15 protein-coding genes are annotated in these 15,344 nt (G+C 65.3%); 6 read left to right on the top strand and 9 right to left on the bottom strand.

Annotated elements, in window-relative coordinates; all coding sequences use genetic code 11:
• Positions 1 to 69 precede the first annotated feature (69 nt).
• A complete protein-coding gene (locus tag M2390_RS08930) occupies positions 70 to 1,416 on the top strand; it encodes an MFS transporter (protein WP_259178091.1) in 1,347 nt (448 codons plus the stop codon).
• Here M2390_RS08930 and M2390_RS08925 read toward each other — a convergent pair.
• Positions 1,413 to 1,775, bottom strand: coding sequence for a hypothetical protein (locus M2390_RS08925; protein ID WP_259178090.1), 363 nt, complete (start codon positions 1,773 to 1,775; stop codon positions 1,413 to 1,415). The genes M2390_RS08930 and M2390_RS08925 overlap by 4 nt on opposite strands.
• A 168-nt stretch (positions 1,776 to 1,943) precedes the next feature.
• Between M2390_RS08925 and M2390_RS08920 the strand changes: the two genes are divergently transcribed.
• Positions 1,944 to 2,360: a hypothetical protein gene (locus M2390_RS08920; RefSeq protein ID WP_259178089.1), complete on the top strand. Its 417-nt coding sequence runs from the start codon at positions 1,944 to 1,946 to the stop codon at positions 2,358 to 2,360.
• A gap of 11 nt (positions 2,361 to 2,371) precedes the next feature.
• On the opposite strand, the gene M2390_RS08915 is transcribed toward M2390_RS08920, so the two are convergent.
• Positions 2,372 to 3,406 (bottom strand): DUF3137 domain-containing protein, encoded by a 1,035-nt coding sequence (locus M2390_RS08915; protein ID WP_259178088.1) that lies wholly within the window; start codon positions 3,404 to 3,406, stop codon positions 2,372 to 2,374.
• A gap of 131 nt (positions 3,407 to 3,537) precedes the next feature.
• Between M2390_RS08915 and tyrS the strand changes: the two genes are divergently transcribed.
• Positions 3,538 to 4,833 (top strand): tyrosine--tRNA ligase, encoded by a 1,296-nt coding sequence (tyrS, locus tag M2390_RS08910; RefSeq protein WP_259178087.1) that lies wholly within the window; start codon positions 3,538 to 3,540, stop codon positions 4,831 to 4,833.
• A gap of 56 nt (positions 4,834 to 4,889) precedes the next feature.
• Here tyrS and M2390_RS08905 read toward each other — a convergent pair whose 3' ends face one another.
• The 5 genes from M2390_RS08905 to M2390_RS08885 are packed head-to-tail and all read right to left on the bottom strand — an operon-like array spanning position 4,890 to position 9,901.
• Positions 4,890 to 5,996, bottom strand: a complete 1,107-nt coding sequence (locus M2390_RS08905; protein WP_259178086.1) for a Gfo/Idh/MocA family protein — start codon at positions 5,994 to 5,996, stop codon at positions 4,890 to 4,892.
• Entirely contained in the window at positions 5,993 to 6,772 is a 780-nt protein-coding gene (locus M2390_RS08900; RefSeq protein ID WP_121689104.1) for a ThuA domain-containing protein, read from the bottom strand. Before M2390_RS08900 ends, M2390_RS08905 begins: the two co-directional genes overlap by 4 nt.
• A 33-nt stretch (positions 6,773 to 6,805) precedes the next feature.
• Positions 6,806 to 7,660 (bottom strand): carbohydrate ABC transporter permease, encoded by an 855-nt coding sequence (locus M2390_RS08895; RefSeq protein ID WP_259178085.1) that lies wholly within the window; start codon positions 7,658 to 7,660, stop codon positions 6,806 to 6,808.
• 8 nt (positions 7,661 to 7,668) lie between these two features.
• On the bottom strand, positions 7,669 to 8,673 hold the full coding sequence (locus tag M2390_RS08890) for a carbohydrate ABC transporter permease (RefSeq protein WP_259178084.1): 1,005 nt from the start codon (positions 8,671 to 8,673) through the stop codon (positions 7,669 to 7,671).
• 4 nt (positions 8,674 to 8,677) lie between these two features.
• On the bottom strand, positions 8,678 to 9,901 hold the full coding sequence (locus M2390_RS08885) for an extracellular solute-binding protein (RefSeq protein WP_259178083.1): 1,224 nt from the start codon (positions 9,899 to 9,901) through the stop codon (positions 8,678 to 8,680).
• A gap of 238 nt (positions 9,902 to 10,139) precedes the next feature.
• On the opposite strand from M2390_RS08885, the gene M2390_RS08880 reads away from it, so the two are divergent.
• Positions 10,140 to 11,162, top strand: a complete 1,023-nt coding sequence (locus M2390_RS08880) for a LacI family DNA-binding transcriptional regulator (protein WP_259178082.1) — start codon at positions 10,140 to 10,142, stop codon at positions 11,160 to 11,162.
• Positions 11,163 to 11,307: 145 nt separating this feature from the next.
• Positions 11,308 to 12,651, top strand: a complete 1,344-nt coding sequence (gene mgtE, locus M2390_RS08875) for a magnesium transporter (protein WP_259178081.1) — start codon at positions 11,308 to 11,310, stop codon at positions 12,649 to 12,651.
• Positions 12,652 to 12,676: 25 nt separating this feature from the next.
• Here the strand turns inward: mgtE and M2390_RS08870 are convergent, their stop codons facing one another.
• The gene (locus tag M2390_RS08870) at positions 12,677 to 13,843 is read right to left on the bottom strand and encodes a HAMP domain-containing sensor histidine kinase (protein WP_259178080.1); all 1,167 of its coding nucleotides are present in this window, start codon (positions 13,841 to 13,843) and stop codon (positions 12,677 to 12,679) included.
• Positions 13,774 to 14,454 (bottom strand): response regulator transcription factor, encoded by a 681-nt coding sequence (locus M2390_RS08865; protein ID WP_259178079.1) that lies wholly within the window; start codon positions 14,452 to 14,454, stop codon positions 13,774 to 13,776. The genes M2390_RS08870 and M2390_RS08865 overlap by 70 nt, the downstream gene beginning before the upstream one ends.
• Positions 14,455 to 14,539: 85 nt before the next feature.
• Here M2390_RS08865 and M2390_RS08860 point away from each other — a divergent pair, with 85 nt between their 5' ends.
• Positions 14,540 to 15,181 (top strand): M15 family metallopeptidase, encoded by a 642-nt coding sequence (locus M2390_RS08860; RefSeq protein ID WP_259178078.1) that lies wholly within the window; start codon positions 14,540 to 14,542, stop codon positions 15,179 to 15,181.
• Positions 15,182 to 15,344: the final 163 nt, after the last annotated feature.

The raw sequence follows: 15,344 nt of genomic DNA, 5'->3' as shown, positions 1-15,344 counted from the left end.
TAATGTTTTCAAACGTGCATATGGAATGTATGTTTAACGCATGCCAAAATCGAATATGCGGGGTGCGAAGTGAGCATTCAAACATCGACTAACCGTGAATCCTCGATTCGCCTGACACTGCGGCACCCGCTCTATCGAGCGGCCACACTGGCCCTGTTTCTGTCCGGTGTCGGGATCTCTGCCGCGGCACCGTTGATCGCCTCTTTCCTGGTGACCGAGTTGCACGCCACGCTTCCGGTTGCCGGCCTGTACTATCTCACGAACCTGGCCGCCCCGGTCGCCGGTTATCTGGTGGGGGCGCGCTCGGATCGCACGGGCGCGCGGCTGGGGCTGTTCCGGATCTGTGCGGCCGCGGGATTCCTCGGTTGGATGGGCATCGCCTTTTCCACTCAGCTGTGGATGCCGTTTGTGATCAGCGCGGTGGTGCTGGGGTTTGCCGGGGCGTCCACCTCGCAGCTGTTTGCGGCGCTGCACGATGAGCTGGCTCGGCGTCCCTCTCCGTTGAATGACGGTGTGGTGGCGATCGTGCGGACCGCGCTGACCGCCGGCTGGGTCATTGGCCCGGTGATCGGATCGTTCTTGGCGGCGTCCGCCGGATACCGCGCCATGCTGGTGGTGGTTGCCATCGCGACCCTGGCGCAGATCCTCCCACTCGGCGGTATCCGCGATGGACGTCCCCGTACCGCGCCCCAGAACGATGTCGTCGCACCGGAAACCGGGCCGATTGCGCTGGGTGGGGCGTCCACCGAGGCCGCGCTTCCCGAGGGTACCGCGACGGCCGCGGCAGCCGGCGGTGCCGAGGCCGCATCTGCCGAAGCCGAGCGTCGCCCGGGTCCGGGCCTTCGCGCGATGCTGCCGCTGCTGTTCTTCACCGCCCTGTACATCTGCGTCTACGCGGGGGAGTCGGTCAAGTACGCCTATCTACCGATCTATATGAACGAGCAGATGCAGCTCTCCCCGGCGCTGGTCGGGGCGGTCATCGGAATCCAGCCGCTGGTCGAGCTGCCGTTGATTCCGGTCGCAGTGATGCTGGGCCGTCGCTTCGGGGCGGTTCGGTTGATGGCGATCGGTGCGGCGATGGGTGTGGCCGCGAACCTCTGCTTTGCGCTGATCGGCACCGTTCCGGCGCTGTTTGCCGGACAGGTCCTGATGGGTATCGTCTGGGGCATCTTCGCCGGCCTGGGAATCCTTGTGGCGCAGCGCCTGCTGCCCACCGCCGTGGCCACGGCCTCGGCGATCTTCCTCAGCTCAACCGCGCTGAGCTCCGCGCTCGGCGGCCTCACCGGTGGTTTCGGCGTCGCCGCGCTGGGTCTGCCGATGGTCTTTGTGATCCCCGCCGGTTTCGCCGCGATTGCGGTGATCGGGCTGATCGTGATGGATCGGCGCGGCCGCCAGACGGACCAGCGTAGCCGCTAGGCGACGTCGTCGACCAGGCCCACGAACCGTCCACCGACACCGAAGACCTCGGCGCGGATCGCCCCGGAAGCGGCCTTGGGCCACTCCTCGATCTCGTGGTCATCGCACACCACATAGGTGAACTCGGGCCACCACTTCTTGGGACGCGCCCGCTCGGTGAACCCGCAGACCGCGCACACCAGATCAGACCACACCGGACGCTTGCCGGTGCGGTTTGCCCGCGACTGCGCGAGCCAGGCCGGGGGAGTCGTATCGAGCTCGACCACGGCCGCCTCGGTGAGCTGGGGCGGCAGTCCGTGCCGCACCGCCATCTCCAGGGGGATGTCCAGGCGCTGTGCTGCTTCTCGTCTCGTGACCATTTGACCCATTCTAGCCGGGAACTTCCCGAGCCTTGGTGATGGTTGTGTATGCCCCCCTTGACACTTGCTGTAAACCCCCATCTAGACTACCCTGATGAAGGATGCCAAGCGAAAAGACGTGGAGCAGGTAGTTGGGTTTGTTCCGGACGAGTGGAAGTGAGCGTGCTCATGAAACGAAACAGTTTTGAGTTGGTTGTCTCGCGAGAGGGCAGATGGTGGATCATCGATGTGCCCGCGATTGACTATCGCACCCAGGCCCGCACACTGTCCGAGGTTGAGAAGATGGGGCGCTCGCTTGTCGCGGGCGCGCACAACCGTGAGGAGGACTCGTTCGACATCAGCGTGACCATCGAGAAGCCAGCGGACGTTGCCCGGCGGCTAGCCGATGCGGCCGAACTTGATCGGGTTGCGCTCGAGTCTGCGCAACAGGCTGCTCGTGATCGACGTGCGGCCGCGCGAGCGCTCCGTGACGCATACGGACTCAGCGCGATAGATTCGGCGACTGTGTTGGGGATTTCACGTGCCCGGATCTATCAGCTCCTCGATGATTCCGAGCGACCCGCTGCCGAGGCTCTGAACGCGTAGCGCCGAAGCACCTACGCCAGGATGATCCGCCAGGCGATAAAGCCCGAGATCAGCAGGGCGGTCCCGATCGGGAAGCCCCACTTCAGTCGCGACGGCGGAGCCATCGGGTCCAGCGGGGTCCCGCGGCGATACGCGGTGGCGGTGGGACGCAGATGAGAGAGGACCGCGTCGGCGGCGGTGAAAAAGCGTAGCCACACGTTCGGGTCACCCGTGTCCATCGGACGGGTGCTCACCAGGATCAGGTCGGAACCCGAGAACTCCAGGTCAAACTCGGTGGCGTAGAGCGCCAGGGTTTCCATGAAGTCCGGGGTCAGGAAGTAGAGGGCGTCTCGCTGCAACACCTCGGGGGCGTAGACGCCGAATGCGCGCGGGAAGTCGCCCTCCAACTCGATCCGCTGGTCATCGGCCAGGCGCAGCCGGGTGCGGCGCGAGCGCCAGCCGGCGACCCCGTCGTTGTGGCGGGAGTCCAGCACGATATGGGGCATCTGCACGCCCAGCGGGATGCGCAGGTAGGCATATTCACCGGGACGATCGATCAGCTCGCGCTTGATCCGCTTGCTGGACATGTTGTCGGCCCGCTGGGCCAGCCGCAGGCCGCCGCGGGAGGTGAACCCGTTGTAGTCGCGCGCGCTGGGCCCGAGGATGGCGGTCTGTTCCATCGTTTTAAGTGGGAGCGGCGCAAACTGGAGCCCGGTCGCGTCGGCAAAACGCACCATTCGCGCCCAGTCCTTCCAGCGTGGCCGGTTTTTCTGCACCCAGTAGGGCAGGGCCACCAGTTGCAAGAGACAGAATCCGATCAGAAACCACGGGGCAATCGCCGTGGATCCACCGCTGATCATCAGATAGGCGAGGAACACTCCGATCGCGCCCACCAGGAGCATGATGATCACCGAGGATCCATATTCACCCCACGTAGGGATGGCCTGGGTCCAGCGACTATCCCCGCGCACCCGGTTTTTGAGCGCGCGAATCTCCTCGGGGGTGGCCGGGGCGGCCAGCACGTCGAGTGGGAGGTCCTCCAGGGAGGGGATCGGGGGTGTGGACACGGTGCTCCTGAGATGAGGGTGCGGGCGAGCCGCGGGCAAAATCACACTATCGCGACGGGGGATTCGGTGCGCGGATTCCGGCGTGGATCTCCCGGACAAATCCCCGCCATTCCGCTGCTATTCTGGGGAGCGTGTCTAATCCCAATTTTGCCAAGCAGAGTAATGACTCGTCCTTTGACTCGCTCTGGGACGAGCTGGTGTGGCGTGGCCTGATCCACGTCTCGACCGATGCCGAGGAGCTCAAGAAGCTCATCGACGGCGAACCGATCACGTATTATTGCGGATTTGACCCGACCGCTCCCAGCCTGCACCTGGGTAACTTTGTGCAGCTGCTGTTCATGCGTCGTCTGCAGCTGGGTGGGCACCGCCCGCTGGGTCTCGTGGGTGGATCCACCGGTCTGATCGGTGACCCGCGTCCCACCGCCGAGCGCACCCTGAACACCCCGGAGACCGTGGCCGCCTGGGTCACGCGCCTTCAGGCTCAGGTGTCGACCCACCTCGACACCGAGGGCGAGAACGGCATGCGCCTGGTGAACAACCTCGACTGGACCTCGCCGCTCAGCGCGATCGAGTTCCTGCGCGACATCGGTAAGCACTTCCGCGTGGGCACCATGCTGAAGAAGGATGCGGTGAGTGCACGCCTGAACTCCGATGCGGGCATCTCCTACACCGAGTTCAGCTACCAGATTCTGCAGGCTCTCGACTACCGCGAGCTGTACAACACGTACAACTGCGTGCTGCAGACCGGCGGCAGCGACCAGTGGGGCAACCTGATCGGTGGCGTTGACCTGATTCGTCGTTCCGAGCAGGCCAACGTGCACGCGATCGGCACCCCGCTGATCACCAACAGCGACGGCACCAAGTTCGGCAAGAGCGAGGGTAACGCGATCTGGCTGGACGCCGAGCTGTGCAGCCCGTACGCGATGTACCAGTTCTGGCTGAACACGGATGATGCCGACGTGGTCGACCGCCTGAAGGTCTTCACCTTCCTCTCCCGCGCCGAGATCGAGGACTTCGCCAAGCTCGTGGCGGATGAGCCCTTCCGCCGTGCGGCGCAGAAGCGTCTGGCCCTGGAAACCGTGACCCTGGTGCACGGTGCCGAGGCCGCGAACGCCGCCATTGCCGCCTCCGAGGCGCTGTTTGGACAGGGCAACCTGGCCGAGGTGGATCCGGCGACCCTGGCGACCGCGCTGCGCGAGCTGCCCAACATCACCGCCGAAACCGGCACCTCGGTGGCCCAGCTCCTGGTCTCGACTGAGCTGTGCTCGAGCCTGGGTGATGCCCGTCGCTCGATCGGCCAGGGCGGCGTCTCGCTCAACGGCGTGAAGGTTACCGATGAGGCGGCGGTCCTGACCGATCTGCTGCCCGGTGGCGTCGCGGTACTGCGTCGCGGCAAGAAGACCCTGGCGGGAATCTTCACCGCCTAAATCACAAAACAGCGCGGCACCGGAGTGATCCGGTGCCGCGCTGCTGTGTGTCCGGGTTATCCGCGGGTCAGGATGTCGCGGACGTCCGAGCGGGTTTCGGCGGCAATCGCCGCATCCCGAGCCTCGGCCAACACGTCGGCAAGGAGCACGCGCGATCCCCGGGTCGCGCTGAGTACCGCGGCCTCGACCATGGCCAGCGAGTGGATGTTGGCATGCACCTCGGTGTCGGGCACGTCCCCGGTGCGCAGGGCGGCGATGAACTCGGCGAGGGACCCGTTGATCTCCTCCGGAAAGGGGATCGAGGAGTCGGTGAGCGATGCGGGTAGCGCGGCGAGCGCCTGCCCGGGGAGCTCGGCACTCGGCGCGGATTCCCCGTCCCACAGCGCGGTGCCGTGTTCCCCGCCGATGCGCCAGCTGCCGTTCCAGGAGGTTTCGGCCCCCGGCGTGCACCAGCTGCCCGAGTACACAAACCGGGTGCCGCCCTCGAATTCAAACACGGCGGCGGCATTGGCATCCCCGGCGTACCAGCTCCACGCGGGGTTGTACTCCTCGCAGTAGACGGCCACCGGATCCAGGTTCAGGAGGTAGCGCACCGCGTCGAACTGGTGGATCGCCATGTCCACCAGCAGCACATGATCCATCTCGTCGCGGAATCCGCCAAAGCGCGGGGCCTTGGCAAACTCGCAGCTTACGGTGCCCACGGTTCCCAGCTCACCCACGCGTGCGCGCAGCGCGGCGAGGGCCCGATAGTAGCGGCGCGACTGACTGGTCATCAGCAGCTGCCCGCTCGCCTCGGCCGAGGCCGCGAGCGAGAGCGCGGTGGCCACGGTGGGGGCGATGGGTTTTTCACACAGCACCGGCAGCCCGGCAAACAGCGCCTCGGTGCTCACCGCGTGGTGGGCGACCGGCACGGTCACGTTGACCACGGCCTGCGCGCCGGTTTCCGCGGCGAGCGCCGATACGGAGGTGCCCACGGGCAGATCGACGAGGCCGGTGGCGGCCAGCGCGGCCCGGGCCGCATCGAGGTTGAGATCGACCAGTCCGACGATCTCGGCATCGGGGGAGGCGATCAGCGCGCGCAGCCACTGCTGTCCCATCGCCCCGGCCCCCACCAGGATGATGCGCACGGGCGCGCCGGTCCCGGCAAGCAGGGCGTGGGTCATCGAACCAGCGCCCCGCGGTAGTCGCGACCGTTATAGAAGTCCTCGGTTTCGTAGCGCAGCAGGGTCGGGACCTCGCGGGTCGGGCGCACCGAGTGTGCCCAGCTCACGCCGTTGGCGATGACGCGGCGCACATGTTCGTGGTGGTAGACCGGGTAGTCCTGGTCCCCGGGGCTAAAGAAGAAGATCTTGCCGTGGCCGCGACGCCAGGTGCAGCCGCTGCGGAAGACCTCCCCGCCGGAGAATGTGCTGAGGAAGATCAGTTCGTCGGGGGCCGGGATATCAAAGAACTCTCCGTACATTTCCTGCTGCGGGATGATGAACGGGTGCGGTACCCCCTGCGCGATCGGGTGGGTCGGGTCCACGGTCCAGACCAGCTCGCGATCCTCCTCGCTCCGCCAGCGCAGGGTGCAGGTGGTGCCCATCAGCTTCTGGAAGATCTTGGACCAGTGGCCCGAGTGCAGGACAACGAGGCCCATGCCGGCGAGGACGTGCTGGTGCACGCGTTCGACAACCTCATCGGCAACCTCGGCGTGGGCGGCGTGACCCCACCACACCAGCACGTCGGTGTCCGCGAGGACCTCCTCGGTGAGTCCGTGCTCGGGCTCATCCAGGGTGGTGGTGTGCACGCGCGCCTCGGCACCCAGGTGTTCCTCGATCCCGGCGCGGATCGTATTGTGCATGCCCTCGGGATAGATCTCGGCAACCTTGGGCTCGATCTGCTCGTGCCGGTTTTCGCCCCAGACGAGGACGCGCAGTGGGGAAGTGGACTGAGTCATGGTGTTCCTTTTCGACGATGAAATGGTGGATGGTTACTTGACGGCGCCACCGGTGGCCCCGGCGGCGATGAACTTCTGGGCCAACACCAGCAGGATGATGGCGGGAATGGAGGACAGTACGGCGGTCGCCATCACGGCCGACCAGTTCGATACCTGGGTGCCCAGGTACTGGTAGATGCCCAGGGTGACCGGGCGCACATCCTCGGTGGTGGTCAGGGTCAGCGCAAAGAGGAAGTCGCTCCAGGAGAACAGGAATCCAAACAGCGCGGCGGTGATCAGGGCGTTGCGACTGACCGGCACCACGACGGAGACGAATGCCCGGATGAGCCCGGCCCCATCGATCCGGGCGGCCTCCACGATGGCGGGCGGGATGCCCATCATCGAGGTACGCAGGATCAGAATGGCAAACGGAATGGCCAGGCTCGCATCGGCCAGGATCAGCCCGGCAATCGAGTTGAGCAGTCCCAGGTCGTTATAGGCGCTGTAGAGCGCGTTGGCGATCACCACACCCGGCACCATCTGCGCGATGATGATCACCAGCAGGGCCACGTTGATCCAGCGGAACCGGAACTGGGCCAGCGCATAGGCGGCGGGCGCTGCGATTAGCAGCGTAAGCACCACTGTCCCGATCGAGATGATGAGGCTGGTCAGGAGGTTGTGTCCCTGATCGGCGATCGCCCGCTCATATCCCGAGAAATCGGGGGCGAACGGGAAGATGCCGGCGGTGAGGGTGTTCCCCGAGGGCTGGAGGGAGGCGTTGACCATCCAGTAGATCGGAAACAGCATGATGGCCAGAAAGAGGATGCCCAGCGCGGTGGAGGTTCCGCGCGAGAGGCGTCCCCGGCGGGCCCGCCGGGAGGCGGCAGTGGGGAGATTCAGCGTGGTCATGACGACTCCTATTCATCCACCGCGCGCCGGTTCGCACGCAGGTAGATCACGGCAAAAATCAGCGAAACGAGGATCAGGATGTTGCTCCAGGCCGAGCCGATCCCGAATTCGAAGTTCACAAACGACTCCTGATAGGAGCGCACGGCGAGGGTCTGGGTGGCGTTGGCCGGTCCGCCATTGGTGAGTCCGAGGATCACGTCCAGCACCTTGAGCGTGTAGACCACCCCGAGGACCAGCACCACGCTGATGACCGGACGCAGGTTAGGCACGGTGATGTGCCAGAATGCCTTCCATCCGGTGGCACCATCCAGCGCGCCTGCCTCGTAGAGCTCCTCGGGGATATCCTGCAGCCCGCCATAGAGCAGTGCCACGTTGAACGGGATGCCCACCCAGATATTGACCATGATGACCGCGATTAGCGCGACACTGGGATCGGTGAGCCACCCGATCGGCGCATCGGTCAGCCCGATCGATCCGAGGAAACGGTTGAGGATGCCGCTGTCCTGATCGAGAATCGAACGCCAGGTGGCACTCGAAACGATCATCGGCAGCAGCCAGGGCAGCAGTAGCATCGAGCGCAGGAAGCCGTTGAGCGGGAACCGACGCCGGAAAAACACCGCCAGGGCCAACCCGATCACAAACTGGCCGGCGATCGATCCGATGGTGAACAGCGCGGTGTTCCACAGCGCCGGGGTAAACAGGCTGCTGGTGAAGACCGACACGTAGTTGGCGAATCCCACCCAGGGGGCCTCGCCGGTGAAGAAGGTTTTGGTGGTGTATTCCTGCAAGCTCATCGTGAGGTTTTTCACGATGGGGTAGCCGAAAAACGCCAGGATGTAGAGCGCAGCCGGGGCCACAAACAGCAGGCGGGTAAAACGTTCGGGGCGTCGGCGACGTCGCGGGGGTGCCGCGGGGATTTCCGGGGAGCCGGGCCCGGCACCGAGGGGGCGGGGGCGCCGCCGTGTCTCGGATGCCGGACCGGCGGTCCCGGAAGCGGGAACCTGGAGCGTCATCGAACTATCCCGCCTTCGCCTTCGAGAACGCATCGCTGGCGCTCTCTTTGCCGGTGAGCGCGAGCTGGATACCGGTGTACATAACCGTTGCCGCCTTGGGCCAGTCCTCCCCGAGGATCCCGGTGCGGGAGCGGGCGTTGGCGACCTGCTCGGTGAAGGCTGCCATATCCGGCACCTTCTGCACATACTCCGCGGCTAGTGCGGTCTTGGTCGGGACGGTGAAGCGGGACTCGGCGAGCGAGAGCTGGTTGTCATCGCTCGTGATGCACTCAACAAACTTGGCCGCCTTGGCCTGCTTTTCCTTGTTGCCGGTCTGCGGGACGGTCCAGACCTCGCCGCCCAGCGGAGCCGTCGGCGTCTGTCCGGCCTTGTTGATCGGCACCTGCACGCTGGTCCAGGTCAGGCTCGGATCGGCGTTGAGCGCGGGGATCTGCCAGGGTCCGTTGATCATCATCGCGGCCTTGCCGGCCATGAACTGGTCCTTCACATCGGCCTGGCTCCAGTTGATCACACTCTTGGACGCGGCCCCGGAGTTCACCAGATCGACCTGCAGCTGGAGTGCCTCGGCGGCCTCCGGGCTGTCCAGCTTGTCCTCGGATCCTCCGTTGGTCCAGAGGAAGGGGAGGAACTGCCAGCTGCCCTCATAGGTGGCGATCGAGGAGAACGCCAGTCCGTAGCGGTCGCCCGAGGAGAGCGCCTGGGCGGTGGTCTTGAGTTCATCCCAGGTGGTGGGGATTGCCAGGCCCGCCTCATCCAGCATGGCCTTGTTCACAAACAGACCCAGGGTGTTCACGGTCGGGGCGAGCCCGTAGACCTCGCCCTGATAGGTGGCCGCGTCGAGGATGCCCTGGGCAAAACCCGAGGTGTCCACGTTGAACTGGCTGAGCGGGGTGAGCCCACCCGAGGACGCAATCTCCTGCAGGTCGGGGTTATCCAGCATCAGCACGTCGGGCAGCGTCTTCGAGGAGGACATTTGCAGGACCTTTTGAATCAGATCCTTCCCCGGGACGCCGGTGCGGTTCAGCTTCACCTTGAGCTCGGCCGCGCACTTATCCAGTGCCGCCACCACGAGTCCCTGGTCGGGGTCGTTGACGTAGTAGTCGACCACGCTGAGGGTGTCGGCGTCGGATGAGGCCCCGCCGCCGGATCCGCCCGCGCTGCATCCACTCAGGGCGAGGGGAACCAGGGCGAGGCTCGCTAAGACGGTCAGACGATGTTTTTTCTCCATGATGCGGCTCCTTTGCCGGTGAGAGACTTCGACCCGTTCGGTAAACCGCTTTGATCCGCAGCAGTCCGGGGATCGTGTCGAGGTGTAATTTCGTGGGTGACGCAACAATCTCACGACTCCGAGCCCGTGTCAACCAAAAAGTTAACCGGTTCACTGTTTTGTTATTTGTGCGCCGCGTCGGTCTCGTCGCGGTCGAGGGGTGTGAGAGACTGCACACACCAATTCGCAAAGGAACCCCATGGCAACCATGCGCGACGTCGCGAAACTGGCGGGCGTTTCTCTCGCCACGGTTTCGTTCGCGATCAACAACACCAAGCCGGTCGCCCCGGCCACCCTGGAACGTGTGCGCGAGGCGATGGACACCCTGGACTATCGTCCCAATGCGATCGCCCGTGCGCTGGCGAGTAAGCGCACTCGGATCATCGCGCTGTTGTTTCCGATGGAGGATCACAGCCTGAGCGGGACCGCCCTGAAGTTCTTCACCGCCGCCGCCGAGGCCGCCTCCGAGCTGGGCTACAACCTGATCCTCTGGCCCGGCGATAACGGAGCCGAACACATCGACCGTGTGGTGAGTAATGGCCTGATCGACGGGGTCATCCTGATGGAGGTCCACCTGGACGATGAGCGCGTGGTGCGTCTGCGCGAACTCGGCGTTCCCTTCACGTTGATCGGTCGCACTCGGGAGCTCTCGGGCATCAGTTATGTGGACGTGAACTTCGAGGGCGCGGTGATCGATGCGCTCGCCCGCTTCGAGGCGCTGGGTCATCGCAGCATCGGCATCGTTTTTGATGACGATGGGGATCCGGGTACCAGCGACTATGGGCCGGTCGCCCGCACCCGCGATACCTATCTCGAACGGATGCGCGCAATCGGAGCCACCCCGGGAATCTTTTCCTGCGCCGAAAGCTCCTCGGCCGGGCGGGCGCTGGTCCCGCGGATTCTCGCCGAGATGCCCGATGTGACCGCGCTGCTCCTGATCAATGAGCACGCTTCCCCGGGGATCGTCAGCGCACTCGCCGCACACGGGCGACCCGTGCCCGAGGCCGTTTCGGTGCTCGTGGTGGGGGCCTCGGTGGATATCGTCAGCGCCGCCGATCCCGAACTCACCGTCTACGAGTCGCCCAGCCGGGAGCTGGGGCGCCGGGGTGTACGGGATCTGATCCAGCGCCTGGAGAACCCCGACCTGGAACCGGCCGCCGCGCTGGTGGACTGTCGCTACGTCGATGTGAACTCGATCGCGCCGGCCGAGCAACGCGCCTAGTCGTTCGATCACTCGTCCCCAATCGGACACCCCAACCTGTTATCTTTGGGGCGGGTCCAGCGGCAAAATCGCGGCCCGGCCGGGGAAAATTTGGGACTGTGGTGCCGCGTGTACCACGCCCGAGTGACGTCATCGAGGAGAACGCATGGGTCAGGGTATCGACATCGATCTGGTACGCGAGGGTGCGCTCGCCGAGGCTGATCTTCCCCTCGCGGCGGCGAAACTCGCCCGGATGTCGACCACCGAGGTGACCTCGACCCTGTGGCGCTGCAGTCTCAAACGCTCGGCCGTCCTGTTCCGGCTCCTGAGCAAGGAGCGCGCGCTGGAGGTTTTTGAGCGTTTTGAGCCCGCGCACCAGGCCGATCTGGTTCGGGCGCTGCGTGATGAGGATGTGACCGGCCTGTTTGCCGGCCTCGACCCGGATGACCGGGTGGGTCTGCTGGACGAGGTGCCCGCGGTGTTGGCCAAACGTCTACTGTCGGACCTGACCCCGCATGAGCGCGCGCTAACCACGCTGATGCTCGGCTATCCGGCCCGCTCGGTGGGTCGCCGGATGAGCCCGGAGTACGTGCGGGCACACCCCGAGTTCACCGCGGGACGGGTGCTGGAAATCGTACGTCACCGCGCCACCGAGGCCGAAACCATCTATATGATTCCGGTCACCGATGGCGAAAAACGACTGGTCGGGGTGGTCAGTCTCCGCGAGATTCTGGCGGCCTCCGAGGATGCTCGAGTGTCCGAGCTGATGCAGACCCCCGAGCTGGCGACCGTGAGTGATGACGCCGAGCAGGTGGCCCGGCGCTGTAGCGAGGCGAACCTGCTGGCCATGCCGATCGTGGATAGCGAAAAGCGCCTGGTGGGGATCCTCACCATCGACGATGCCCACCAGATTCTGCGCGACGCCGAGGATGAAGATATCGCCCGCGCCGGCGGTGCCGAGCCGTTGCGGCGCCCCTACCTCTCGACCTCGGCGTTTAAGATCGCCCGGGCTCGCGTGGTATGGCTGCTGGTGCTCGCTGTCTCGGCGCTACTGACGGTTCAGGTTCTGGGTATCTTTGAGGCCACCCTGGAGCAGAAGGTGGTGCTGGCGCTCTTCATTCCGCTGCTCACCGGAACCGGCGGTAACACGGGCTCGCAGGCGGCCACCACGATCACCCGTGCGCTGGCGATGGGGGAGGTGACCTCGAAGGACGTGGGGCGTGTGCTGCTGCGCGAATTCCGGGTGGGTACCACGCTGGGACTCCTGCTCGGAATCCTCGGCTTCACCCTGGCCTCGCTGGTGTATGACGTGCCGACGGGTCTGGTAATTGGCTCGACCCTGCTGTGCGTTTGCGCGATGGCCGCGACCGTGGGCGGCGCGATGCCGCTGATCGCCAAGGCCATTCGGGTCGACCCGGCGGTGTTCTCGACCCCGTTCATCACCACATTCTGTGACGCCACCGGCCTGTTGATCTACTTCAGCCTGGCCAAGGTAATCCTGGGAATCTAACTCACCGGGAACACCAGCCGCGGAGTTACCGCGCGGAGGTGGGAATCCCGGCGATCACAACGAGTCCACCCTCGGGCCGGGGTGCGAGGCTGAGCGTTCCCGCGTGTGTGCGCAGGATCGCGGAGACGATCGCCAGCCCCAATCCCACGCCGCCCTCGGGATCGTGGCGACGCGCGGCCCCACGCTGGAACGGTTCGGTCAGCGTGGCGACGAGTTCTGGGGCGAGGATCTGCCCGCTGTTTTCCACCCGCAGCAGACCGAGATCGCCCCGGGTTTCGGTGACGATCCGCACCCATCCGTCCCCTGCGGTGTTGTGGATTAGGGCGTTTCGAATCAGGTTGATGGCCACCGCATGTACCAGCGCCGGGTTACCGCGAACCCGTGCGGGCGAGAGTGTGGTGTCCACCCGAATCTGGGCGTGTTCGGATGCCTGAGCCAGTTCGGCGATCGCCGCCAGCACCGTGGCGGTCAGGTCGATCTCCTCATCGGTTGTCGGCTCGCCCTCCGCACGTGCGAGCAGCAGGAGCGCCTCGGTCAGCGCGATGGCGCGATCGTTCGTGTGGGAGAGTCGGGCCACCAGTTTCGGGACGTCCACGCGGTCGGGGGCAGCCTCGGCTACCTCAAGCATCGTCCGGATCACCGCGTGCGGAGTGCGCAGTTCGTGTGACGCATTGGCCGCGAAACGCCGCTGCTCGGCGAGCATGCCCTCGACCCGATCCAACATCGAATCGAATGTGTCGGCGAGCTCGCGGAACTCGTCCCTGCGGCCGGGGAGCTCGATTCTTCGATCCAGGACCCCCTCGGCGGCGGCCCGGGTAACCGCGGTAATTCGGGTCAGCGGTGCCAGCATTCTTCCGGCCAGAAACCAGCCGCCCAGCAGTCCAACCACCGTGAGAAACCCCAGCACCGCAAATGCTCGTGGCCAAAATACCCGCAGGAGATCGCCACGGTTGGGGGCGAAGGTGCTCCCATCGGGCGCATTGGTCTGGATCAGGGATGTGGTGGGCACAAACTGCAGCACGTACTGTGCAAACAGCATCAGGGCGATCCCGGCAACCAGGAGAAAACCGGTATAGCTGAGGGTGAGTTTGACCCGCGCGGAGAGACCGCGCGCTCGGGGCGTCACCGCGTGCCGCCGGGTGTGGAAGCGGCGAAATAGTACCCCGATCCCGGCCTGGTGTGAATCAACCACGGCTCGCCGAGCCGTTTGCGCAGCGAGGAGATGGTGATCCGCACCGAATTGGTGAACGGATCGGCATTCTCATCCCAGGCGCGCTCAAGCAGGGTTTCGGCGCTGAGTACTCCGCCGTTCGCGCGCATCAGCTCCTCCAGCACGGCGAACTGCTTCCGGGTGAGCGCCACATAGCGCTGGTCGCGATAAACCTCGCGGCGGAACGTGTCCACGCGCAGTCCGGCCGATTCCAAGACCGGTGGTGCGGCCGCGGGGGAGCGCCGGGCAAGTGCCCGCACCCGCATGATCAGCTCGCGGAGGGCGAAGGGCTTGGTCAGGTAGTCGTCGGCACCGAGTTCAAACCCCATCGCCTTGTCGTCCAGACGATCGGCGGCGGTGACCATCAGGATGCGGGTGCCCAGCCCATCGGTCAGAATCTCCCGGGCGATGTCGTCGCCCGAGGGACCGGGGATATCCCGATCCAGGAGTACCACGTCGTAGGTGTTGAGGGACAGGAGCTCCTGCGCCGCGAAACCGTCCAGGGCAACGTCGGCGGCGATGGCTTCCAGGCGGAGACCATCCTGGATCGCCTCGGCCAGAAACGGCTCGTCCTCAACTATCAGCACACGCATGCACACAGTCTAGGAAGTGGGGCTATCGAAAACATATGCAAATCCGGATACGCCGTGGCAACGCGCATCCGGATGGAATCGACGCATGATGATTCACCCTGGTTCTTCCTCTCGACACGTCAGGCGTCGCCGCGCACTCCTCCTGGGCACCCTCGTCCTGTTGGTGCCCGCGGGGCTGGCGGCCTACTTCATCGCCGTACTGGGTTCGTTTCCCGGGGGAACCACAAATCCGAGCGGAGGGGCTGCGGCGGGAATCGTTGAACCCAGATTCACCCAGCCGCCCTTTGCCCTGGACGAGGCCAACGGCTATATCCGGCTGGGGGAGTCACTGAGGACCGAGAGCGTGGATCTTCCGGCACTGACCAATCTGGATCCCGAACTTCTGAAGGCTGTGCGCTTGGCGGCGCAGGATGCGCGAGGGGCGGGGATCGAGCTCGGGGTGAACAGCGGGTGGCGTTCGGAGGCGCTGCAGGAGTGGATGCTCACGCAGGCGATCAAGGACTACGGCAGCGAGAACGCCGCCCGCAGGTTTGTCTCAACCCCAGAGTCCTCCCGACACGTCAGCGGTAAGGCCGTGGACATCGGTCCCACGGATGCCGCCGCCTGGGTGGAACAGCACGGGAATCGGTATGGTCTCTGCCGGATCTACGCGAATGAGCCCTGGCACTTCGAACTGGCCACGACCCCCGGAGGGAGCTGTCCCGCGCTGCGCACCGACGCCTCCTAACCGGGGATCTCTCGCGGCGAATGCAAGTGCGACACGCCACTATTCGGGCCCGATTTGCCCGAACCCCAGAACCTGCGTAAAGTAATACTCATCACCCCAAAGGTGCGGCAAGCGAGAAGCGGCCGGCCTCAAGCGGGATCATCCCCACACTTCAACACGCCGG

It is taken from the genome of Mycetocola sp. BIGb0189 (assembly GCF_024810155.1).
Lineage (GTDB): Bacteria > Actinomycetota > Actinomycetes > Actinomycetales > Microbacteriaceae > Mycetocola > Mycetocola lacteus.
This window is presented reverse-complemented; position numbering and strand designations above follow the sequence as displayed.

Bases quoted from the DNA above. Each gene is read 5' to 3' on its own strand.
- M2390_RS08900 (WP_121689104.1), bottom strand. From the start codon at position 6,772: ATGACTCAGTCCACTTCCCCACTGCGCGTCCTCGTCTGGGGCGAAAAC.
- M2390_RS08885 (WP_259178083.1), bottom strand. From the start codon at position 9,901: ATGGAGAAAAAACATCGTCTGACCGTCTTAGCGAGCCTCGCCCTGGTT.
- M2390_RS08905 (WP_259178086.1), bottom strand. From the start codon at position 5,996: ATGACCCACGCCCTGCTTGCCGGGACCGGCGCGCCCGTGCGCATCATC.
- M2390_RS08890 (WP_259178084.1), bottom strand. From the start codon at position 8,673: ATGACGCTCCAGGTTCCCGCTTCCGGGACCGCCGGTCCGGCATCCGAG.
- M2390_RS08880 (WP_259178082.1), top strand. From the start codon at position 10,140: ATGGCAACCATGCGCGACGTCGCGAAACTGGCGGGCGTTTCTCTCGCC.
- mgtE (WP_259178081.1), top strand. From the start codon at position 11,308: ATGGGTCAGGGTATCGACATCGATCTGGTACGCGAGGGTGCGCTCGCC.
- M2390_RS08860 (WP_259178078.1), top strand. From the start codon at position 14,540: ATGATGATTCACCCTGGTTCTTCCTCTCGACACGTCAGGCGTCGCCGC.
- M2390_RS08865 (WP_259178079.1), bottom strand. From the start codon at position 14,454: ATGCGTGTGCTGATAGTTGAGGACGAGCCGTTTCTGGCCGAGGCGATC.
- M2390_RS08895 (WP_259178085.1), bottom strand. From the start codon at position 7,660: ATGACCACGCTGAATCTCCCCACTGCCGCCTCCCGGCGGGCCCGCCGG.
- M2390_RS08925 (WP_259178090.1), bottom strand. From the start codon at position 1,775: ATGGTCACGAGACGAGAAGCAGCACAGCGCCTGGACATCCCCCTGGAG.
- M2390_RS08920 (WP_259178089.1), top strand. From the start codon at position 1,944: ATGAAACGAAACAGTTTTGAGTTGGTTGTCTCGCGAGAGGGCAGATGG.